The organism is Streptomyces sp. NPDC050658 (genome assembly GCF_044457025.1).
Taxonomy (GTDB): Bacteria; Actinomycetota; Actinomycetes; order Streptomycetales; family Streptomycetaceae; genus Streptomyces.
In genome coordinates, this window is the sequence record NZ_JBITGM010000014.1 from 212,487 (window position 1) to 233,197 (window position 20,711).

At 70.9% G+C, this 20,711-nt stretch carries 18 protein-coding genes and 1 tRNA gene; 5 read left to right on the plus strand and 14 right to left on the minus strand.

Features of this window, described 5'->3' with window-relative positions:
• Position 1 precedes the first annotated feature (1 nt).
• Positions 2–1,072, minus strand: coding sequence for an energy-coupling factor ABC transporter permease (locus tag ACIBKX_RS36340; protein ID WP_363270033.1), 1,071 nt, complete (start codon positions 1,070–1,072; stop codon positions 2–4).
• Positions 1,073–1,290: 218 nt separating this feature from the next.
• Here ACIBKX_RS36340 and ACIBKX_RS36345 point away from each other — a divergent pair, with 218 nt between their 5' ends.
• Positions 1,291–1,632, plus strand: coding sequence for an SsgA family sporulation/cell division regulator (locus tag ACIBKX_RS36345; RefSeq protein ID WP_363270032.1), 342 nt, complete (start codon positions 1,291–1,293; stop codon positions 1,630–1,632).
• 6 nt (positions 1,633–1,638) lie between these two features.
• On the opposite strand, the gene ACIBKX_RS36350 is transcribed toward ACIBKX_RS36345, so the two are convergent.
• Positions 1,639–3,873: an MMPL family transporter gene (locus ACIBKX_RS36350; RefSeq protein ID WP_363270031.1), complete on the minus strand. Its 2,235-nt coding sequence runs from the start codon at positions 3,871–3,873 to the stop codon at positions 1,639–1,641.
• Between the two features lie 106 nt (positions 3,874–3,979).
• Positions 3,980–4,570: a TetR/AcrR family transcriptional regulator gene (locus tag ACIBKX_RS36355; RefSeq protein WP_363270030.1), complete on the minus strand. Its 591-nt coding sequence runs from the start codon at positions 4,568–4,570 to the stop codon at positions 3,980–3,982.
• 217 nt (positions 4,571–4,787) lie between these two features.
• Between ACIBKX_RS36355 and ACIBKX_RS36360 the strand changes: the two genes are divergently transcribed.
• A complete protein-coding gene (locus ACIBKX_RS36360) occupies positions 4,788–8,078 on the plus strand; it encodes a S41 family peptidase (RefSeq protein WP_363270029.1) in 3,291 nt (1,096 codons plus the stop codon).
• A gap of 112 nt (positions 8,079–8,190) precedes the next feature.
• A complete protein-coding gene (locus ACIBKX_RS36365; protein WP_363270028.1) occupies positions 8,191–8,415 on the plus strand; it encodes a hypothetical protein in 225 nt (74 codons plus the stop codon).
• A 158-nt stretch (positions 8,416–8,573) separates the two neighbouring features.
• Here the strand turns inward: ACIBKX_RS36365 and ACIBKX_RS36370 are convergent, their stop codons facing one another.
• The 3 genes from ACIBKX_RS36370 to ACIBKX_RS36380 are packed head-to-tail and all read right to left on the minus strand — an operon-like array spanning position 8,574 to position 12,006.
• Positions 8,574–9,452: an SDR family oxidoreductase gene (locus ACIBKX_RS36370; RefSeq protein ID WP_363270027.1), complete on the minus strand. Its 879-nt coding sequence runs from the start codon at positions 9,450–9,452 to the stop codon at positions 8,574–8,576.
• Entirely contained in the window at positions 9,449–10,426 is a 978-nt protein-coding gene (locus ACIBKX_RS36375; protein ID WP_363270026.1) for an alpha/beta hydrolase, read from the minus strand. Before ACIBKX_RS36375 ends, ACIBKX_RS36370 begins: the two co-directional genes overlap by 4 nt.
• Positions 10,423–12,006, minus strand: coding sequence for an NAD(P)/FAD-dependent oxidoreductase (locus tag ACIBKX_RS36380; protein ID WP_363270143.1), 1,584 nt, complete (start codon positions 12,004–12,006; stop codon positions 10,423–10,425). Before ACIBKX_RS36380 ends, ACIBKX_RS36375 begins: the two co-directional genes overlap by 4 nt.
• A 198-nt stretch (positions 12,007–12,204) precedes the next feature.
• Between ACIBKX_RS36380 and ACIBKX_RS36385 the strand changes: the two genes are divergently transcribed.
• Positions 12,205–12,852 (plus strand): MerR family transcriptional regulator, encoded by a 648-nt coding sequence (locus ACIBKX_RS36385; protein WP_363270141.1) that lies wholly within the window; start codon positions 12,205–12,207, stop codon positions 12,850–12,852.
• Between the two features lie 463 nt (positions 12,853–13,315).
• On the opposite strand, the gene ACIBKX_RS36390 is transcribed toward ACIBKX_RS36385, so the two are convergent.
• Entirely contained in the window at positions 13,316–14,215 is a 900-nt protein-coding gene (locus tag ACIBKX_RS36390; RefSeq protein ID WP_363270025.1) for a DUF6528 family protein, read from the minus strand.
• Between the two features lie 233 nt (positions 14,216–14,448).
• On the minus strand, positions 14,449–15,261 hold the full coding sequence (locus tag ACIBKX_RS36395; protein WP_363270024.1) for an exodeoxyribonuclease III: 813 nt from the start codon (positions 15,259–15,261) through the stop codon (positions 14,449–14,451).
• A 169-nt stretch (positions 15,262–15,430) separates the two neighbouring features.
• On the opposite strand from ACIBKX_RS36395, the gene ACIBKX_RS36400 reads away from it, so the two are divergent.
• On the plus strand, positions 15,431–15,910 hold the full coding sequence (locus ACIBKX_RS36400; protein WP_363270140.1) for a GNAT family N-acetyltransferase: 480 nt from the start codon (positions 15,431–15,433) through the stop codon (positions 15,908–15,910).
• Positions 15,911–16,039: 129 nt separating this feature from the next.
• Here ACIBKX_RS36400 and ACIBKX_RS36405 read toward each other — a convergent pair.
• From ACIBKX_RS36405 to glp, 6 genes are all read right to left on the minus strand, one after another.
• Positions 16,040–16,113 (minus strand) — tRNA-Ala (locus ACIBKX_RS36405).
• A 103-nt stretch (positions 16,114–16,216) separates the two neighbouring features.
• Positions 16,217–17,452, minus strand: a complete 1,236-nt coding sequence (gene glpR, locus ACIBKX_RS36410; protein ID WP_363270023.1) for a gephyrin-like molybdotransferase receptor GlpR — start codon at positions 17,450–17,452, stop codon at positions 16,217–16,219.
• 197 nt (positions 17,453–17,649) lie between these two features.
• Positions 17,650–18,252, minus strand: coding sequence for a GNAT family protein (locus tag ACIBKX_RS36415; RefSeq protein WP_363270022.1), 603 nt, complete (start codon positions 18,250–18,252; stop codon positions 17,650–17,652).
• Positions 18,253–18,269: 17 nt separating this feature from the next.
• Positions 18,270–18,770: a MogA/MoaB family molybdenum cofactor biosynthesis protein gene (locus tag ACIBKX_RS36420; protein WP_363270021.1), complete on the minus strand. Its 501-nt coding sequence runs from the start codon at positions 18,768–18,770 to the stop codon at positions 18,270–18,272.
• The gene (gene moaC / locus ACIBKX_RS36425; RefSeq protein ID WP_363270020.1) at positions 18,767–19,291 is read right to left on the minus strand and encodes a cyclic pyranopterin monophosphate synthase MoaC; all 525 of its coding nucleotides are present in this window, start codon (positions 19,289–19,291) and stop codon (positions 18,767–18,769) included. Before moaC ends, ACIBKX_RS36420 begins: the two co-directional genes overlap by 4 nt.
• An 85-nt stretch (positions 19,292–19,376) precedes the next feature.
• Entirely contained in the window at positions 19,377–20,708 is a 1,332-nt protein-coding gene (gene glp / locus ACIBKX_RS36430) for a gephyrin-like molybdotransferase Glp (protein ID WP_363270019.1), read from the minus strand.
• Between the last annotated feature and the right edge of the window lie 3 nt (positions 20,709–20,711).

Below are 20,711 nucleotides of genomic sequence, written 5' to 3' on the forward strand. Positions count from 1 at the left end.
GTCAGGCGTTCTCGGATCCGGAGGAGGTGACGGATGCCGTCGACGCCGGGTCGACATCCGACGTACGGCGGCGGCGCAGCGCCCAGAAGACCGCCGAGCCCGCGACGACGGTGACGCCGACGCCGATCACGCCGGCGAGGCCGCCGGAGAGGCGGGCGTCGGTGATGTCCTTGACGCCGTAGTCGGCGAGCGGGGACTCGGCGGTGGCGTGCTCTTCCGTCTTCTTGTCGATGCCCTTGTCGGCGGCGACCTTCTCCAGGCCGTCGGGGTCCGACGAGGCGTAGAAGCTGACGAAGCCGGCGAGCACGAGGGAGGTGACCAGGCCGGCGATCCACACCTTGCGGTGCGAGCCGGCGGCGGCGGGGGCGGGCTCCTCGGCCGGAGCGTCGACCAGTTCACCCGCGACCCGCAGCTTGAGCTTCTGGGTCAGGCCGCGGGCGCCGTACACGAGGTCGGGTCGTACGGCGATGACGGCGCCGACGGTGAGCGCGGTGATGGCTGCCTCGCCGATGCCGATGAGGACGTGTACGCCGATCATCGCGGTGGCCACCTTGCCGATGGAGACGTCGGTGGTGCCGCCGAGGGCGTAGAGGAAGGTGAAGGCGAGGGCGGCCGCGGGCACGGAGAGCAGTGCGGCGACGAAGGACGAGACGGTGACGGAGCGGCGGGTGCGGGGCAGCACCTTCACCAGGCCCCGGAAGACGAGGTAGGCCACGACGGTCGTGACGATCGCCATGTCCGTGATGTTCACGCCGAGCGCGGTGAGGCCGCCGTCCGCGAAGAGAACGCCTTGCATGAGGAGTACGACGGAGACACAGAGGACACCCGTATAGGGGCCGACGAGTATCGCGGCCAGCGCACCGCCGAGGAGGTGTCCACTCGTGCCCGCGGCCACCGGGAAGTTCAGCATCTGCACGGCGAAGATGAAGGCGGCGACCAGGCCGGCGAGCGGGGCGGTCCGCTCGTCGAGCTCGCGCCGGGCACCCTTCAGGCTGACGGCGACGGCGCCGGCGGCGATGACCCCGGTGACGGCGGAGACGGGGGCATCGATGAATCCGTCGGGGACATGCATGCGCGCGCTCCTGGGCAGGACACGGGGAGGGGGACAGAGCGGGTCGCTCGTGAACCGTTCAATGATAGGGCCCTGTTGCGAACGCTTTGCAAGAGCGCCGTATACCCAACTAAACCGCCCGACGACGGAGCAAAATCCCCGAGATATGGGACATTAGAGGACATAAGCCTCACGGAAAGTCGCTTACGAGAAGCCGCGGAAGACAAGGGAGTCCGACGATGGCCGGAGTAGAGCAGTACGCACGCGCCCACATCGTCACGGACTCGGAAGACGGCCACCGTGCCGTGCCAGCCATCCTCCACTACGACCCGGAGGCCGACCCGCACGCGGTGCGGATCGACCTCCCTGGCGGCCTGCGCAGGACCTGCGCCCGTCATCTGATCGAAGAGGGCCTGTGGGCCCCGGTCACCAGCGGCGACGTACGCGTCTGGCCCTGCGGCCGGGTACAGCTGGTGATCGAGTTCCACTCGCGGGAGGGCGTGGACGTCGTCCAGTTCGACTCGGCGGTCCTGCTCCGCTTCCTGCGCCGCACCTACGCGGCCACGCCCGTGCCCCACTGAGGGACTTCAGACCCGCACCAGCTCCCGGTCCCCATCGGCGTCCCGGTCCCCCGCCGCCTCCATGTCGCGCAGGCCCTCGCCCTCGACGTCCACATTCGGCACCGCCCGGTCCAGCCACCTCGGCAGCCACCACGCCTTGCGGCCCAGCAGCGCCAGGACCGCGGGGACCAGCGCCATGCGGACGACGAACGCGTCGAAGAACACCGCGATCGCCAGGCCGAAGCCGATCATCTTGATCATCTGCTCCGAGGAGCCGATGAAGCCCGCGAAGACCGCGATCATGATGACCGCCGCCGCGGAGACCACCCGCGCCCCGTGCCGGAAGCCCGTCACGATCGCCTCGCCGGGGCGCTCCCCATGGACGTACGCCTCACGCATGCGCGTCACCAGGAAGACCTCGTAGTCCATCGCGAGGCCGAAGACGACGCCCACCATGAAGATCGGCATCATCGACATGATCGGGCCGGTCTGCTCGACGCCGAAGAGCGAGCCGAGCCAGCCCCACTGGAAGACCGCGACGACCGCGCCCAGGGCGGCGAGGACCGAGAGCAGGAAGCCGAGGGCCGCCTTGAGCGGGACCAGGATCGAGCGGAAGACGATGATCAGGAGGACGAAGGCGAGGCCCACGACCAGCGCGAGGTAGGGCACCAGCGCGTCGTTCAGCTTCTGGGAGACGTCGATGTTCATCGCCGTCGTCCCGGTGACCATCACGCTCGCGCCCGTGTCGGACTTGATCTCACCGCCCGCGTCACGGATGGCGTGCACGAGGTTCTCGGTCTCGTGGCCGCTCGGCTTGGAGGACGGGACGACGCCGATGATCGCCGTGTCGCCCGCCTTGTTGATCGTGGGTGGAGCGACGGTCAGGACGTCGTCGAGGCCCGAGATCTTCTTGGTGATCTGCTGCGCCGCCGCCTTCGGGTCGTCCGTTCCCTTGAGGTCGGCGACCGTCATCAGCGGACCGTTGAAGCCGGGGCCGAACCCGTCGGAGACCAGGTCGTACGCCTTGCGCTGGGTCGTGGACGTGGGCTGCGAGCCGTCGTCCGGGAGGCCGAGCTCCAGGGAGGAGACGGGCAGCGCGGCCGCGCCCAGGCCGATGATGCCGACGAGCAGCACGGACAGCGGACGGCGCACGACGAAGCGGGCCCAGCGGGTGCCGAGGTTGGGCTTCGCCTCCTTCGCCGGGCCGGCCTCCGCCTTCTTGCCGCCGCCCAGCAGCCTGCTCTTCGCGCCCGTCGGCTTGACCTTCTTGCCCGCGTAACCGAGCAGCGCCGGGATCAGCGTGAGTGCGATCAGTACGGCGATGACCACCGTGCCGGCGGCCGCGACGCCCATCTTGGTGAGCATCGGGATGTTCACGACGGCGAGGCCGACCAGCGCGATGACGACGGTGAGCCCGGCGAAGACCACGGCCGAACCGGCGGTCCCCACGGCCCGGCCCGCCGCGTCCTCGCGGTCCCGCCCCTCGGCGAGCTCGCCCCGGAAGCGGGAGACGATGAACAGCGCGTAGTCGATGCCGACCGCCAGGCCGATCATCATGGCCAGCGTCGAGGTGGTCGTACCGAGATCCAGCGCGTTCGCCAGCGCGGTGATCGTGGAGACGCCGATGCCGACGCCGATGAGCGCGGTCAGCAGCGGAAGCCCCGCCGCGACCAGCGAACCGAAGGTGATGACGAGGACGACCGCCGCGATCGCGATGCCGATGATCTCGGTGGCCCCGGTCTCGGGCATCGCCTGCAGCGCGTCGCCGCCGACCTCGACGGTGAGCCCGGACTCGCGGGCGTCGTCGGTGGTCTGCTCCAGCGCGTCCCGGCTCTCGTCGGCCAGCTCCATCGCGGAGACCTTGTACGAGACGGACGAGTACGCCGTGGAGCCGTCCTTGCTGACGGTCTTGGCCTGGAACGGGTCGGCGGCCGAAGCGACCTCGTCCGAACCGGACTTGAGCGCGCCGACGGTCTTCTCGATCTCCGCCTTGTTGGCCGGGTCCGTGACCTTCTCGCCGTCCGGCGCCTTGAAGACGACACGGGCGCTCGCGCCGTCGGCGCTCATCTCCGGCATCCGCTCGTCGAGCAGGTCGAAGGCCTTCTGGGCCTCCGTGCCGGGAATGGAGAAGGAGCTGGAGGCGGCGGTGGGCGCCGACGCCGCGCCGACGCCGGCGACGGTCAGCAGCGCCACCCATATCAGGGCGACGAAATGCCGTCGCCGGAAGGCGAATCGGCCGAGTTTATAGAGGAAAGTGGCCACGAGGGAGTACTCCCGGTCAGGTCGTGGTGACTACAGGGCAGGGGAGATCAGCCCGACGACGTGAGCGGTCGCGTCAGGAAGGGGTGAGCCGGTTCGGGGGGCTGGGTCAGATGCCGAGTGCGGGGAGGATCACGGCATCGATGTAGGAGGTGAGGAACGCACGGTCGACCGTGCGGTCCTCGATCAGGTCACGGGCGACGAAGCCGCCCACCAGCATGTGGATGACGTAGTCCAACGCCGGGTTGTCCGGGGCCACTTCGCCCCGGTCCACGGCTCTGCGCAGGATGAGCCGCAGACCGTCGATCTCCGGCTCGATCAGCAACTGGCGCATCGCCTGGTGGAGTTCGGGATTGCCGTGGATGGCGTGGAACAGGCCCCGCATCAGCGCGGCGTCCCGCTCCATCTGACAGTCGTCCGAGCGGGCCATCGCGGCGTGCATGTCACCGCGCAGAGACCCGGTGTCGATGTCCTCGATGGACCCCGGCTTGTTGTGCCGCAGGGCCTTGGCGATCAGCTCGGGCTTGCTCCCCCACTGGCGGTAGAGGGTGGCCTTGCTGGATCGCGTACGGGCCGCGATGGCGTCCATCGTGAGCGCCTCGTAACCGACCTCGCGGAGGAGATCGAGCACGGCGCCGTACAGCTCGGCCTCGCGCTCGGGCGTGATCCGGCTGCGCCGCGCCGTTGCCGCCTCAACCATGATCCCTCCACGTCTTCCATGAGGTTATCGAAACGGTTTCGTACACCACGACTGTACCCCTCGCCTTAACGAAACGAAACGGTTTCGTACGTGTGCTGCGTCACGAGCACCGCGTCACGAGCACCGCGTCACCGGCACCACCAAACGGCACCGGAACGGCCCAGGCGGCGCGCCGTCACGAGTTGCCGCGCCCTCCGGCCCGGAAAAGCATGGTGACGTGACCCATGCGCGCGACGATGCCCTCGCTGCCCCCGCATACCTGCGGTTTCCGCACCTCAGCGGCGACCGTCTCTGTTTCGCGACCGAGGACGACCTCTGGGTGGCCCCGCTGGCCCCGGACGGCGCCCCGGCGGGCCGCGCCTGGCGGCTCACCGTCGACCGGACCAAGGTCAGCCACCCGCGCTTCTCGCCGGACGGCCGGCACATCGCCTACACGACCTGGCGCAGTCTCGACCCGGAGATCCACCTCGCCCCGGTGGACGGCGGGCCCTCGCGCAGGCTCACCTACTGGGGCAGCACCGACACCCGCGTCTGCGGCTGGTCCCCCGACGGCGACATCCTCGCCGTCTCCTCGCACGGCCAGCCCTTCTCCTACTTCTGCTGGGCCTACAGCGTGCCCACCGACGGCTCGCCCGGCGGCAAGCTGCCCTGGGGGCCCGTCTACGACATCGCCGTCAACGACATCGACGGCGAGCGCAAGACGCTGCTGCTCACCGGGAAGCCGCCGCACGAGCCCGCCGCCTGGAAGCGCTACCGGGGCGGCGCGATGGGCCGTCTGTGGGTGCACGGCGAGCAGATCCTGCCCGACATCGACGGGCACCTGGACGCGCCGATGTTCGTCGACGGCCGGATCGCCTTCCTCTCCGACCACGAAGGCATCGGCAACCTCTACTCCTGCCTCCCCGACGGCTCCGACCTGCGCCGGCACACCGACCACGACGCCTTCTACGCCCGGCACGCGTCCAGCGACGGCACCCGCGTCGTCTATCAGTGCGCGGGCGACATCTGGCTGGTCGACGACCTCACCCCGAACTCCGTGCCGCGCCGGCTCGACGTGCGGCTCGGCGGGCCGCGCACCGGGCGGCGGATCTACCAGGTGCCGGCCGCGCACCACGTCGACTCGCTCTCCGTGGACACGACGGGCCGGGCCAGCGCCGTCGTCGTACGCGGCAGCCTGTACTGGCTCACGCACCGGGACGGTCCCGCCCGCACCATCACCGATACGCCGGGTGTCCGGGTCAGGCTCCCGGAGATGCTGGGCACGGGCGGGCAGGTCGCCTACGTCACCGACGCCGGGGGCGATGACGCCGTCGAGATCGCCTATCTGCCGCGCGCCAGCGGCGACCGCGAGCCGCGCAGGCTGGCGCAGGGGGAGCTTGGCCGGGTCCTGGAGCTGCTCTCCGACCCGGAGGGCGAGCGGCTCGCGATCGCGTCGAACGACGGCCGGCTGCTGCTCATCGACGCGACGGAGGACTCCAACGGCGAGGTCACCGAGCTGATCCGCTCGGTCAACGGGCCGGTGCGCGATCTCGCGTTCTCGCCGGACGGCGCCTGGCTGACCTGGTCGCATCCCGGCATCGGCCGGTCGCTGCGGCAGATCAAGATGGCCCGTATCGAAGGGCCGGGCGCCCGCACCATCGTCGACGTGACCAACGGCCGCTTCGAGGACGAGAACCCGGTCTTCACGCGCGACGGCCGCTATCTCGCCTTCCTGTCCTGGCGCGGCTTCGACCCCGTCTACGACGTGCACACCGGCGACCTCTCCTTCCCGCTCGGCTGCCGCCCCTATCTCGTCCCCCTGTCATCGGCGACGCCGTCCCCCTTCGCGCTCTCCCCCGACGGCCGCCCGGCGGCGGGCGGGCTCGACCCGGTACGGGACGGCGACGGGGACGGCCAGGGCGACGGCACCACCACCGTGGAGGTCGAGGGCCTGGAGAGCAGGGTCACCCCCTTCCCCGTCGCCGCGTCGAAGTACTCCGCCCTGCACCCCGTCAGCGGCGGCGGCCTGGTCTGGCTGCGCTGGCCGATCTCGGGGGCGCTCGGCGAGACCTTCGCCAACCCGGCGGACACCTCGGGCCGGCCGACCCTCGAATACTTCAACATCACCAAGGCGAAGAAGTCCCAACTCGTCGAGCATCTGGACTGGTTCGCGGTCAGCGGCGACGGCAGCAGGCTCGTGGTCGTCGACGAGGGCGACCTGACCGCCGTGCCCTCGACGGAGACCGGCGACAGCGACACCACCGTCTGGATCGACCTGCGCCGCATCCTGCACGAGGTCGACCCGGGCGCCGAGTGGCGCCAGGCCTACGCCGAGGCGGGCCGCCTCATCCGCGCCTACTACTGGGACCCGGACATGTGCGGCATCGACTGGACCGCCGTCCTCGACCAGTACCGGCCGCTGGTCGAACGGGTCGCGTCCCCCGACGAGTTCGCGGACCTGCTCCGCGAGGTCCTCGGCGAGCTGGGCACTTCCCATGCGTACGTCTCCGCCGCCCGCCGCAACGAAGGGCCGCCGCACTACCAGCGCGCGATGGGCCTGCTCGGCGCCAATCTGGTCTGCCGGGACGGGAGTTGGATGGTCAAGCGGATCCTGCCGGGCGAGTCCTCCGACTCCAAGGCCCGCTCTCCGCTCGCGGGCGCCGGGATCCGGGAGGGCGCGATCCTCACCCACATCGACGGCCGCCCCGTCGATCCGGTCACCGGACCCTATCCACTGCTGGCGGCGGCGGGCGGCACGACGGTGGAGCTGACGTTCCAGCCCGCGGAGGGCGAGGGCCGCTCACGGCGCGTGGCGATCGTCCCGCTCATCAACGAACGCCCTCTGCGCTACCAGGACTGGGTGGCCAAACGCCGCGACGTCGTACGGGAGTTGAGCGGCGGCAAGTGCGGCTATCTGCACATCCCCGACATGGGCGGCTCGGGCTGGGCCCAGTTCAACCGGGACCTGCGCCTTGAGGTGTCGCGGCCCGCGCTCATCGTGGACGTACGGGGAAACGCGGGCGGGCACATCAGCGAGCTGGTGATCGAGAAGCTGACGCGGAAGATCCTCGGCTGGGACCTGACACGGAACGCCCAGCCGGTGTCGTACGCATCGAACGCGCCCAGGGGGCCCGTGGTGGCCCTCGCCGACGAGGCGACCTCGTCCGACGGCGACATGATCACGGCGGCCTTCAAACTCCTCGGCCTCGGGCCGGTGGTCGGTCAGCGCACGTGGGGCGGCGTGGTGGGCATGACCGGACGGCACACGCTGGGCGACGGGTCGGTCATCACGGTGCCGATGAACGCGGGCTGGTTCGACGCGTACGGCTGGTCCGTGGAGAACCACGGAGTGACCCCGGACCTGGAGGTGCTGCGCACTCCGCTGGACTGGGCGGAGGGGCGGCACGCCCAACTCGACGACGCGGTAGGGGTGGCGCTCGACCTCCTGAAGGCGCAGCCGGCGGCCGTCCCGCCCGGCTACGAGGACGTCCCCGACCGGCGGCGGCCGAAGCTTCCGCCGCGTGCCTAGCCGCACTTCAGAGGGCGTGGTCACTGTCCGCCACTGATCGAAATGCGCGCTATGTCCCCCCATGTCAGTCTGGTCGAGGCCCTTCCAACCTCACCCTCTAGGAGTGAACCGCATGGGCATCAAGGACCAGTTCCAGGACAAGGCCGGCGAGCTTTCCGACAAGGCCAAGCAGGCCATGGGCGGCCAGCAGGAACAGAGCGAGCGCGGCGCCCAGCAGGAGCAGCCCGAGCGCGGCGCCCAGCAGGAACAGAGCGAGCGCGCCGGCCAGGCCCCGGACGAGGCACAGCGGGCGGCGCAGGAAGCACAGGACAAGTTCAACCAGGACTACGACGCCTGACGCTGCGCTGTGCTTGAACAGTGGGGCCCACCCGGCTGCTGCCGGGTGGGCCCCACTGCTGTGCGGGGTGCTTTTCGTTCACTTTCGTCCGCGCGCCGGACGTGGCTGAGCGCGCAGTTCCCCGCGCCCCTTCGGGGCGCGAAGGGGCGCGCCTCCTCTCAACTACCTGCCCGAGCCGACTCGTCCGCCGAACCTCCCGCGCCCACAAGCCCGGTCGACACGGTGCCCAGCCTCGGCTCGAAGCGGCGCATCTCGCGCTGGCCCACCGAGCCGATGACGCCCGGCAGGTAGCCGCGGATGCCCTGCATGCCGCGGAGCCACCACTGCGCGTACACATGGCTGGAGCGGCGTTCGATGCCGGCCACGATGCGGTCGACGGCCGGGCCCAGCGGATACGTCTTGTTGGACGGCCACGGAAGGCGTTGCCGCAGCTCCCGCATCACGTCGTTCTCGTCGGCGCCCCGCACCATGTCCGTGTCCGTCCAGGACAGATAGCCGACGCCGACCTTCACGCCCTTGTAGCCGACCTCGGCCCGCAGCGAGTGCGCGAACGCCTCGACACCCGACTTCGACGCGCAGTACGCCGTCATCATCGGCGCCGGAGTGATCGCGGCCAGCGAGGCGATCTGCAGCAGATACCCCCGGCTCTCCATCAGCACGGGCAGGAACGCCCGCCCCGTCACCGCGCTGCCGATGAGGTTGACCTCGATCACCCGGCGCCATGCCACGGGATCGGAGTCGACGAACGGACCCCCGCTGGCGACACCCGCGTTGGCGACGACGATGTCGACCTTCCCGAACCGCTCCTTGACCTCCTGGGCGACGCGGGCCATCGCGACATGGTCCGTGACGTCCGCGTGCCAGGCCTCGGCCTCCGTGTGCAGCCGCCCCGCGACCTGCTTCAGCTCGTCCGGCTCCAGGCCGACGAGCGCGATCTTCGCGCCCCGCGCCGACAGCTTGCGCGCGAGCAACTCCCCCACGCCGCGCGCCGCCCCGGTGACGACGGCGACCTGCCCCTCCAGGCTGACCTTGCTCATGCGCTGCTCCCCTCGACCTCGACCTCGACCTCGACCTGCGGCTCGACCGCGACTTCCCGGACTTCCTGTACGTACGTCTCCACAAGTTCCCTGATCCGCGCCGTGACCGCCTCCGGTGCCTCGACCGGCGTCATGTGCCCGATCCCCGCCAACTCGGTGAGCCCCAGGGAGTGCGGCAGCATCGCCTCGATGCGGCGCGCGTGCCCGATGGGCGTCATGCGGTCCGCCGTACCCGCGATGAAGGCCGTCGGGACCGTCAGCTCCAGGACGCCCGCGTCCAGCGCGATCTCGTCCAGCACATGCGCCCAGCGGTAGCGCACGACCCGCGGGCAGGCGTGCACGATGCGCGCGCAGACGTCCACCCGGTCCGGCGCCGAACCGGGGCCCATCGTCGCGAACCTCAGGACCCGCCGGGTCACCCCGGTGACCGGCCCCAGCGGCGCCTTCGCACCGAGCGCCGACCGCGTGAGGCGGGTTCGCAGCCACCCGGCCCGGATCGGCACCACGGTCGCCTCGGCGACAAGACGCGCACTGCCCGTGCTGCACAGCAGGACGGCCGCCGCGTGCTCCCGGAACCCGGACCGCGTGCTCGCGGCCATCAGGGTCATCCCGCCCATGGAGTGCCCGACGACGACCGCCTTCTCGCCGGGGGCGAGCGTCGCCGCGAGCACCGCCTCCAGGTCGTCGGCGAGCGCGGCCGTCCCGTACCCCTCGGGACCGGCCGGAGCGGCACTGCGCCCGTGGCCCCGCTGGTCGTACGCGATCACGCGGTGGTCGACCGCCAGATCACGTATCTGCGCGGCCCAGAAGGCGGTCGAGCAGGTCCACCCGTGCACGAGCACCACGGGCGGCGCACCCTCGGGACCGTGCACCTCGGCGTGCAGCCGCGCGCCGTCCGCCGACACGACGGTCAGTTCCCGCGCGGCGGGCGGGGGCGCGAAGGGCCCACTGGTGACCTGCGTAAGCCTGCTCATGCCCCGGCCTCGACCTTCTTGCTGGTACGCGCCTTGCCCTTGCCCGCTGCGGTACGCGACTTCGGCACCGCCGCTTCCCTAGGTGGCCGCAGCACCTCGTACTCGGCGAGATCCACCTGACGCGTGGCGTTGCGGAACTCGGTGGTGGTCCCCGGCCAGATGGTCGTGTTGACGCCGTTCGCGTCGAGGTACCAGCTGTTGCAGCCGCCGGTGTTCCAGACGGTGCGCTCCATGCGGCGCTGCACCTTGTCGTTCCAGGCGAGCACGGAACTGGTCCGGGCGGCGAGCGCGGCCCGGCCGCCCAGGACGTTCAACTGCCGCATGTAGTCGGCGAGATAGTTCAGCTGGGACTCGATCATCAGGATCATCGAGGAGTTCCCGAGCCCGGTGTTGGGGCCGATGATCGTCATGAAGTTGGGGAATCCGGCGGCGGTCGCGCCGCGCAGGGACTTCATGCCGTCCTTCCAGGACTCCATCATCGTCCCGCCGTCGGCGCCGACCACGCGGTCGCCGATCGGCATGTCCGTCACATGGAATCCCGTACCGAAGATGATCGCGTCGACCTCGGCTTCGGTGCCGTCGGCGCCGACGACGGTATTCCCGCGCACCTCACTCAACCCACTCGCGACGACATCCACGTTGTCCTGCGCGAGGGCGGGGTAATAGGTGTTGGACAGCAGGATCCGCTTGCACCCGATGCGGTACGCCGGTGTCAGCTTGGCCCGCAGCTGCGGGTCCTTGATGGCCCGGCGGATGTTCGCCTTGGCCAGCTGCTCGACCGCGCCGAGCTCGTTCGGCCGCTTGGTGAACGCCTGGACCTGCAGTTCCCTGATGCCCCACAGGATGCCGCGGCGGGCCTGCGTGGTGAACGGCAATTGCCGGTGCAGCCAGCGCTCGGCGCCGGTGATGGTGCGGTCCATGCGCGGCATCACCCACGGCGGGGTGCGCTGGAAGAGGGTCAGCCTGCCGACCTCCTTCTGGATCGCGGGCACGATCTGGATGGCGGAGGCGCCGGTGCCGACCATCGCGACGCGCTTGCCGCGCAGGTCGTAGTCGTGGTCCCAGCGCGCGGAGTGGAAGACCTTGCCCTCGAAGGTGTCGAGGCCGGGGATGTCCGGCAGCTTGGGGTCCGAGAGCGGCCCGGTGGCGGAGACGACGACGTCGGCGGTGAGGGTGCCGTTGCTGGTCTCGACCTTCCACCAGAGCTTCTCGGCGTCCCAGGTCATCCGCATCACCTCGGTGTTGAGGCGGATGTGGGAGCGGAGCCGGAAGGTGTCGGCGACGCGCTCCAGGTACTCCCAGATGTGCTCCTGGCCGGAGAAGGTGCGGGGCCAGTCGGGGTTGGGCGCGAAGGAGAACGAGTACAGGTGCGAGGGTACGTCGCAGGCGCAGCCCGGATAGCTGTTGTCCCGCCAGGTGCCGCCCACCGCGCCGGCCCGTTCCAGGACGACGAAGTCGGTGATGCCCTCGCGGCGCAGCCGGACGGCGGCCCCGAGCCCGCCGAAGCCGGACCCGATGACGGCCACCCGGACATGCTCGTGCTCACGCTCTTGCGCGCGCTCCCGCTCGCTCTCGGCCATGCCGCCGCCTCCCGAACTGCTCATGACTCTGTCCATGACTCTGCCCAAACCTTGCCAGTGACCACTGGCGCAATGGGGAGACTAGAGCAGCTACGTACTCATGGGTAGGGGTCGGGAGGGAGGAGTTACCGCCGGTAGAACACCCGCGCGATCCACACGGCATAGGCTGCTGCCGTGGCAGAGACACGCGAGTACCGCATGGAGGAGCTGGCCAAGGCGGCCGGCATCACAGTGCGCACCGTGCGCTTCTACCGTGAGCGCGGCCTGATCCCGCCGCCCCGCCGCGAGGGCCGCATCGCCTGGTACGACGACCACCATCTGGCCCGGCTGCGCACGATCGCGGCGCTCCTCGACCGCGGCCACACGCTGAGCGGCATCGCGGAGCTGGCGGAGGCCTTCGAGAACGGCAGGGACGTCGGCGAACTCCTGGGCCTGGGCGAACCCACGGAGGAGACCCCGGTCCGCCTCACCCCCGAGGCCCTGGCCGACCATTTCGCGGGCGAGGTCACTCCGGAGAACCTGGCAGCGGCGCTGGACCTCGGCTATGTGGCGACGGACGGCGACGAAATCGTCCACGTGAGCCGCCGCCTCCTGGAGGTCTCCTCGACCCTGGTCCGCGAGGGCATCCCCCTGGCGGCGGTCCTGGAGGCGGGCCAACGGGTCCGCGAACACGCGGACGCGCTGGCGGAGTTGTTCATCACGATCATCCGCGGCAACACGCCTCCGGAGGCAGGCGAAATGACGATCACCCGCCTGCGCCCGCTGGCGAAGAGCGTGGTGGAGGCGGAACTCTCGATGGCACTGGACCGCCGCTTGGCCTCAGAAAAACCAAACGAGAACGCTTGAGCCCTTCCACCGCCCGACGGCCGACGACTCCCCACCCACCCCAACCACCCCAGCCCGTCCGGCACTTGAGGACGAACTCGGCGGAGCCGGTGATCCGCGGCCACCCCACGCACCGGACTCACTCCCCACCCGCCCCAGCCCTCTCAGCCCGTCCGGCACTTGAGGACAAACTCGGCGGAGCCGGTGATCCGCGGCCACCCCACGCACCGGACTCACTCCCCACCCGCCCCAGCCCTCTCAGCCCGTCCGGCGCTTGAGGACGAACTCGGCGAAGCCGGTGATCCGCGGCCACCCCACGCACGGGACGCGCTCCCCACCCACTCCAGCCCTCCCCAGCCCGTCCGGCGCTTGAGGACGAACTCGGCGGAGCCGGTGATGACAGCCACCCGCGCCCGGCGGCAGCCGGAAGGTTTCGGGAAGGGGCGGGGTTGGGGAAAGAAACCCCTCCCAGGCCCACCCCCACCTACCGCGGCAAGAACCAACGCGCCTTATAAATCCCCCCGTTGACCAGCCGATACTCCCCGGCAGGGCAATGCACGCTCACCTTGGTGGTCCACCACGTCTCCTCGAGCCCGGCCTCCGGCACCGTACTGACGACCTGCCCGGTCCGCGGATCATCCCCCACCCCCTTCACGGACTTCCGGGCAATCTCCCCCGCCCCGGGAAAGTCCTGCACAAAGGCCCGCGCCCCAATGTCGTACTGAAAGACGGACGCGTTGGTGGTGACCCAGAGCCGCCCGGCCCGCCCCGCCACGGGGAACAGATCATGACCCCCCGGCGTCTTCCCGGGCGTCCCCACCGGAAGCCCCACCGAGAACACCCGGCTCAACGAGGGCCGAGCCCGAGTCCCGCCCACCTCGTATGCCACCAACTCATCGTCTCCGATGGCCCACAACAGCCCCCGCCCCGCATCCCAGTGCAGCCCATGCGCCCCCTTGAGCCCGGCCTCGGCATACCGAGAGGCCCGCGGCCCCTGCGACGCCGCGTACAACCGGACCAGCGCCCCCGTACTGCACGCCACCGCGACATTCCCGTCCGGCAGAATCTCCGCGCTGTGCGGATTGAAGAGATCGTCGCCGGCCCCGATCGCCGTACCCCAGTACCGCCGCCCCGACGGATAGTCGACGACCGCCACGAACCCGAAGGAAGCGGTGGTCAGGACATACGTCCGCCCACCCACCCGCCGCACCTTCGACTCACTGGGATACACCCAGCTGACCTCGGGCCGAAGGTCCTTGTACCGCGCGTCCCCCAACGGCGAGAACTCCCACCGCACACAGGACGGATCGGCGACCGGATCCCACACCCTGCGCCGCGGATCGAGCACGAGAATCCGCTTGCTGGCCTGCTCCGTCAGCAACACGGGCGGCGTCCCCCGGGGAACCCCGGAGCCACCCCCGGCAAAGGCGTTCCCAGTACCAACCCCGGCCCCGAGCCCGAGCCCCACACCGGCGGCCCCGAGCAACACACCCCGCCGAGAGAACCGAGCACCGTACGTACCAGACATGAAGTCCCCCCACACAACTGACAGTTGGGCCCATACGCCTACGTGGCGCCATTGTCAGGTACGTGACTTCATCCCGCCATGCCGCGGCATCAGCCCATCTCGTACACCACGGTCACCGGCGCATGATCGGACCACCGCTCCGCATGCGTCGCCGCCCGCTCCACGAACCCCTTGACCGCCCGCTCGGCGAGCCCCGGCGTCGCCACCTGGTAGTCGATCCGCCAGCCCGTGTCGTTGTCGAAGGCCCGCCCGCGATAGGACCACCAGGAATAGGGCCCCTCGACGTCGGGATGCAGCGCCCGCACGACATCGACGTACCCACCGCCCTGCTCACCGAGATCAAGGACCTCCCCGAGCCAGGCCCGCTCCTCGGGCAGGAACCCCGAGTTCTTCTTGTTGCCCTTCCAGTTCTTGAGGTCGGCCTCCTGGTGCGCGATGTTCCAGTCGCCGCACACCACGACCTGCCGCCCCTCGGCGGCCGCCCGCACCCGCAGCTCCTTGAGGTACGCGAGGAACTCCCCCATGAAGCGGATCTTCTCGTCCTGCCGCTCGGTCCCGACCTCACCCGAGGGCAGATAGAGGCTGGCGACCGTGACCCCCGGCAGATCGGCCTCCACATAGCGCCCGCTGCCGTCGAACTCCGCCGACCCGAAGCCCACCTGAACCCGCTCCGGCTCCCGCCGCGTGTAGAGCGAGACACCCGCACGCCCCTTCGCGGCGGCCGGCGCGTGCACGACGTACCAGCCCTCGGGATCCCGTACCTCGTCCGGCAGCTGCTGCGGCTCGGCACGCACTTCCTGCAGGCAGACGACATCGGCCGAGGTCCCGGCGAGCCACTCCACGAAGCCCTTCTTGGCGGCGGCACGCAGCCCGTTCACATTCACTGAGGTCACTGTGAGCATCCGGGAACGATACCGGCACACTGGACGAGAATGCCGCCCGATCTCGCATAGAAGTACGATACAACGCATGACTATCCACGCACCTGTCGACCCGGAGACCACCCCGAGCCCCGAGCCGGCGATCGAACCGAGAACCGAGCCGAGAACCGAGCCGAGAACCGAGCCCGGGATCGACCTCCGCCCCACCCCCTTCGACCACCCCGACGCCATCAAGCTCAACGACCGCGTCCAGCTCGAATACGCCGAGCGCTACGGCGACGAAGGGGACGTCACGCCGCTCGACCCGGCGATGTTCCGCCCGCCGAACGGCCTGTACCTCATCGCGTACGACGAGAACGGCACCCCGCTGGCCACCGGCGGCTGGCGCGCGCAGGACGAGAACGACGAGGGATACGCGGACGGCGACGCCGAGCTGAAGCGGATGTACGTCACCCCGGAGGCCCGCGGCCTCGGGCTCGCCCGTCGCATACTCGCGGCCCTGGAGGACGACGCACGGGCGGCGGGCCGCACCCGCGTCGTCCTGGAGACGGGGACGAAGCAGCCGGAGGCGATATCCCTCTACTCCTCGACCGGCTACACCCCGGCCGTCGAGAAGTTCGGCCTCTACCGCTTCGACGACTTGAGCCGCTGCTACACGAAGGACCTGTGAGACACAGCTCACACGGCGTTCGGGGCGGACCGAGCCGGGCCGCCCACACACCGCACACGCGCCGCCCACGCACCGCACACAGCAAAGATCCCGCCCAGTTCGATGAACTGGACGGGATCTCATGTGCAGTGGACCTGTGGGGATTTGAACCCCAGACCCCCTCGATGCGAACGAGGTGCGCTACCAGACTGCGCCACAGGCCCCCGGGCCGTTCGGCCCTTGCAACGAGTGAAACTCTAGCACCCCGATCCGGGTGCCCGGAAATCCGATCCGCTCCAGCCGCTCCAGGTCATGGCTGGTCAGGCATCACTCGTTGGCGGCACGCGGCCGGGCCCCGTCCTCGTACTGGTCGAAGAGCGGCGTACGCCCGCGCTCACGGGCCCGCCGCGCGGACGCGGCCCGCCGTGCGTCGCTCCGGCCGCCGTCCCCGTCGCCCGCCTCCGCGCCGTCCGCCTCATCGGCGTACGCACGGTTCTCGGCCTCGTCCCGCGCCTCCTCTGCGGCGGCAGCGGCAGCCGCGCCCTTCGGCTCCACGGCGCTCGACCGTGCCGAGCTCCAGGCGTCGGGTGCGCCCAGGTCGACGTCGCCGGTGGCACGCGGGGCGACCGGCGCGGTCACGTACGTCGGCAGCGGCACCGGCACCGGGTCCCAGCTGTCGCCGTGTCCGGGGCGGCGCTGCCGCTCACGCTGCTGGTCCACCCACTCCGCGTGGTCGGTCTGCTCGACCAGGGCGCGCCGGTCGGCCGCGAGGGCGGACAGGTCCGTCTCCGTGTCGGGGACTGGTCCTTCCTCCGTCGCGTCGAGCGTCGTCTCCGTGCCGGACGGCCGCCTGCGCGGCTGGCGTTCGCGCAGCCGCTGCGCCGCGACCTCGGCCCGGCGCCGGTCCATCGTGTAGGTGAAGCGGCGCCGCTCCTGGCCCCGCAGATACACGATGTACGCGCTCAGGAGCGCGGCCGGCACCGCGGGCGCCCAGAGGAAGGCGAGCCCGCCGACCGCCGCTACGACCGCGCCGATCGTGAAGGCGACGAAGAGCACCACGGTCGTACGCCGTCGGCGCGCGAGCACCTTGGTGCGCCGGGCGCGCGCGGCGGCCTCCGCCGAAGCGGAAGCCGAGGCCGAAGCGGAAGCCGAGGCGGAAGCCGGGCCCGGCGCGGAGGCCGGAGCCGCCCGCCGGGCGTGCGCCGGCGGAGTCCGCTCGGCCGGTTCCTCCGGAGCCGGAGGCTGGGCCTGGGGCCTGGCCGGGGGCTGCTGCGCCTGGGGGTGCCGCGTGGCGGACTTCGGAGGCGCGACAAAGGCCCGGACGTCCACCGAACCGGTGGCGTCGTCCGGGTCGCGCGACTCCTCTTCAGGCGAGCGCGCTTGCAGGTCCTTGGCGTACCGGCGCTCCATCCCCGCCCGTCCGGACAACAGCCGGATGGCGGTGCTGAAGCGTTCCGTCGGACGGGCTTCATTGAGCTCGTCCTGCCTACGGAGCCACATCGGCACCAAGTAGGCGGCCCAGGCCCCGACGATGACTGCGTAGATGAGGCCGCTGCTGCTCACGCCTCACACGGTAGAGGGGTTTCGTAGAGGCCATCTGCCAATTGGGCCGGTGTGTCGCACGATCTGGCTGATATCTCGAACTTTTTTTGTGACTGATGCGATCAACAGGCCACCGAGACCGCGAAATTAATGCCTCAGGGGGACCAAGTCAGGCCTCAGGCGGTCGATCACCGGTCATTTTCGAACACTTATTTTATTTACGCCGTGTTCCGGGGTCGTGCCTGGTGCCAGCGCCGGAGCAACCCTTCCGGTACCTCTTCGGCGGTGAGCGCGAAGACAAGATGGTCACGCCAGGCACCGTCGATGTGGAGAAAGCGTGGACGCAGCCCCTCCTCGCGGAATCCGAGTTTCTCCACGACCCGGCGACTTGGCCCGTTCTCGGGGCGAATACAGACCTCGATACGGTGCAGGCCGACCGACCGGAAGCAATGGTCGACCGCGAGGGCGACGGCGGTCGGCATCACGCCGCGGCCCGCGACCGACTGGTCGACCCAGTAGCCGACATGGCCCGAGCACATCGATCCCCAGGTGATCCCGGCGACCGTCAACTGGCCGACGAGCCGCCCCTGGTACTCGATGACGAACGGCAGCATGCGCCCGGCGTGCGCCTCGGCGCGCAGATGCCGGACCATCTGACGGTACGTCGGCCGGTGCACGATCGGGCCGCTCGCCGTGGGCGGCGGGATCGTGGCCTCCCAGGGGCGCAGCCAGTCCCGGTTGCGCCGGTTGACCTCACGCCAGGCCCGCTGGTCGCGCATCTTTATCGGGCGGAGGGCGACATCGCCGTCCGTCAGCTCCACGGGCCAGGAGGGGCTGTTCAGCTGGCACCCCCGGAGGGTCTGGGATGGTCACCGCCGCGGAGCTGCTCCACGGCGTGCGTCAGGAGGGTCTCCAGGACGGCAAGACCGTCGCGTACGCCGCCGGTGGAGCCCGGCAGGTTCACGATGAGCGTGCGGCCCGCGACTCCGGCGAGGCCGCGGGAGAGGACGGCCGTGGGGACCTTCTCCCTGCCGTACGCGCGGATCGCCTCGGGGATGCCCGGCACTTCATGGTCGATGACGCGGCGGGTGGCCTCGGGGGTGCGGTCGGTGGGCGAGATGCCGGTGCCGCCCGTGGTGAGGATCACATCGAACCCGGCGTCCGTACCGGCCCGCAGGGCCTGCTCGACGGGGTCGCCGTCCGGGACGACCCGGGGGCCCTCGACGGCGAATCCGAGGGCGGTGAGCGCCTCGGCGATGATCGGTCCGCCGCGGTCGGCGTAGACCCCGGCGGCGGCGCGGTTGGAGGCCGTGACGACGAGCGCGCGGTACGCGGTCATGCGCCGGCTCCTTCGCGGTGCCACTCCCCGGACTTGCCGCCCGTCTTCTCCTCCACGCGTACGTCCGTGATGACGGCGCCCTTGTCGACGGCCTTGACCATGTCGATCACCGTGAGGGCCGCGACGGACACCGCCGTGAGGGCCTCCATCTCGACGCCCGTACGGTCCGTCGTCTTCACCGTGGCGGCGATCTCGACGGCGTCGTCCGCTACGGAGAGGTCGAGTTTCACTCCGGAGACGGCCAGCGGGTGGCAGAGCGGGATGAGGTCGGGTGTCCGCTTGGCGCCCATGATGCCCGCGATCCGCGCGGTGGCGAGGGCGTCGCCCTTGGGGACTCCTTCGCCGCGCAACAGCTCGATCACGCGGGGCGAGACCAGGACGCGGCCGGTGGCGCGGGCGGTCCGCGCGGTCACGTCCTTCTCGGATACGTCGACCATGCGGGCGGCGCCCGCTTCGTCGATGTGCGTCAGTCGCTGCTGCTCAGGGGCTCCGGGGGTCTCCCCCCGGGAAATCGCGGTCATGTGCTGTGGCGCTCCCGGTCCGGGCACTCCCGCGGTGCGGCGCGGGGGCCTATGTGCGCGACACCGTACCGCGCGGGGAGGCTTCTCAGCCGAGCAGGACCACCTCGACGGCGGTGCCGGGCTCCACCGACGTGGTGTCCTCCGGAACGACGATCAGCGCGTCCGCGTGCGCGAGGGCGGCCACGAGATGCGATCCGGCGCCGCCGACGGGGCGCACGGTGCCCGCCTCCGCGTCGTACTGCCCGCGCAGGAACTGCCGCTTGCCCGCCGGTGAGGTCAGCGCCTTGTCGACGTCCAGCTCCGCGCGCGCGGTGGGCCGGTGGACGTCCGGGAGGCCCATCAGCGTGCGCACGGCGGGCCGGACGAAGAGCTCGAAGGAGACGTACGACGACACCGGGTTGCCCGGCAGGGCGAGCAGCGGGGTGTGGTCGGGGCCGATGGAGCCGAAGCCCTGCGGCTTGCCCGGCTGCATGGCGAGCTTGCGGAACTCGATGCCGCTGCCGTCCTCGTCCTCGTCTCCCACGGAGGAGAGCGCTTCCTTCACCACGTCGTACGCGCCGACGCTGACACCGCCCGTGGTGACGATGAGGTCCGCGCGGATCAGCTGGTCCTCGATGGTGGAGCGCAGCGTCTCGGCGTCGTCGGCGACCGCTCCGACGCGGTAGGCGATCGCTCCGGCGTCCCGCGCGGCGGCGGTGAGAGCGAAGCTGTTGGAGTCGTAGATCTGGCCCTTGCCCAATTCCTCGCCGGGCTGGACCAGTTCGCTGCCGGTGGACATGACGACCACGCGGGGGCGCGGGCGCACCTTGACCGTGCCGCGGCCGATCGCGGCGAGCAGGGCGATCTGCGGGGCGCCGAGGACCGTGCCGGCGGTGAGCGCGCGGTCGCCCGCGCGGACGTCGCTGCCCTGTGCGCGGACATGCGCGCGTGCCTCGGCGGGGCGGTGCACGCGGACCTCTCCGGAGGCGCCGTCCGGGGCGGCGCTGTGGGCGCGCATCCCGGAGACGGGGCCTTCGCCGAGGCCTCCGTCGGTCCACTCCACGGGGACGACGGCCTCGGCGCCGGGCGGCAGCGGGGCGCCGGTCATGATGCGGGCGGCCTGGCCGGCGCCGACGGTGGGCTGTTCGCCCTGGCCCGCGGCCACGTCGCCGATGACGGTCAGGACGGCGGGGAACTCCTCGCTCGCGCCCGCGACATCGGCGACCCGGACCGCGTATCCGTCCATGGAGCTGTTGTCGAAGGGCGGCAGCGAGACGGGCACCGTGACGTCCTCGACGAGGACGCAGCCCTGGGCGTCGAGGAGTTGGAGCTCGATGGGCTCCAGGGGGCGGACGGATCCGAGGATGTCGTCCAGGTGCTCGCCCACCGACCACACATGGTGCTGGCCGGTGGCTTCGGTCGTCGCGCTGCTGCTCAAAGT

Excerpts from the sequence above, each read along its gene's own strand:
- ACIBKX_RS36340 (WP_363270033.1), bottom strand. The coding sequence starts at position 1,072 with ATGCATGTCCCCGACGGATTCATCGATGCCCCCGTCTCCGCCGTCACC.
- ACIBKX_RS36345 (WP_363270032.1), top strand. The coding sequence starts at position 1,291 with ATGGCCGGAGTAGAGCAGTACGCACGCGCCCACATCGTCACGGACTCG.
- ACIBKX_RS36355 (WP_363270030.1), bottom strand. The coding sequence starts at position 4,570 with ATGGTTGAGGCGGCAACGGCGCGGCGCAGCCGGATCACGCCCGAGCGC.
- ACIBKX_RS36365 (WP_363270028.1), top strand. The coding sequence starts at position 8,191 with ATGGGCATCAAGGACCAGTTCCAGGACAAGGCCGGCGAGCTTTCCGAC.
- ACIBKX_RS36370 (WP_363270027.1), bottom strand. The coding sequence starts at position 9,452 with ATGAGCAAGGTCAGCCTGGAGGGGCAGGTCGCCGTCGTCACCGGGGCG.
- ACIBKX_RS36375 (WP_363270026.1), bottom strand. The coding sequence starts at position 10,426 with ATGAGCAGGCTTACGCAGGTCACCAGTGGGCCCTTCGCGCCCCCGCCC.
- ACIBKX_RS36380 (WP_363270143.1), bottom strand. The coding sequence starts at position 12,006 with ATGGCCGAGAGCGAGCGGGAGCGCGCGCAAGAGCGTGAGCACGAGCAT.
- ACIBKX_RS36385 (WP_363270141.1), top strand. The coding sequence starts at position 12,205 with ATGGAGGAGCTGGCCAAGGCGGCCGGCATCACAGTGCGCACCGTGCGC.
- ACIBKX_RS36395 (WP_363270024.1), bottom strand. The coding sequence starts at position 15,261 with ATGCTCACAGTGACCTCAGTGAATGTGAACGGGCTGCGTGCCGCCGCC.
- ACIBKX_RS36420 (WP_363270021.1), bottom strand. The coding sequence starts at position 18,770 with ATGACCGCGTACCGCGCGCTCGTCGTCACGGCCTCCAACCGCGCCGCC.
- moaC (WP_363270020.1), bottom strand. The coding sequence starts at position 19,291 with ATGACCGCGATTTCCCGGGGGGAGACCCCCGGAGCCCCTGAGCAGCAG.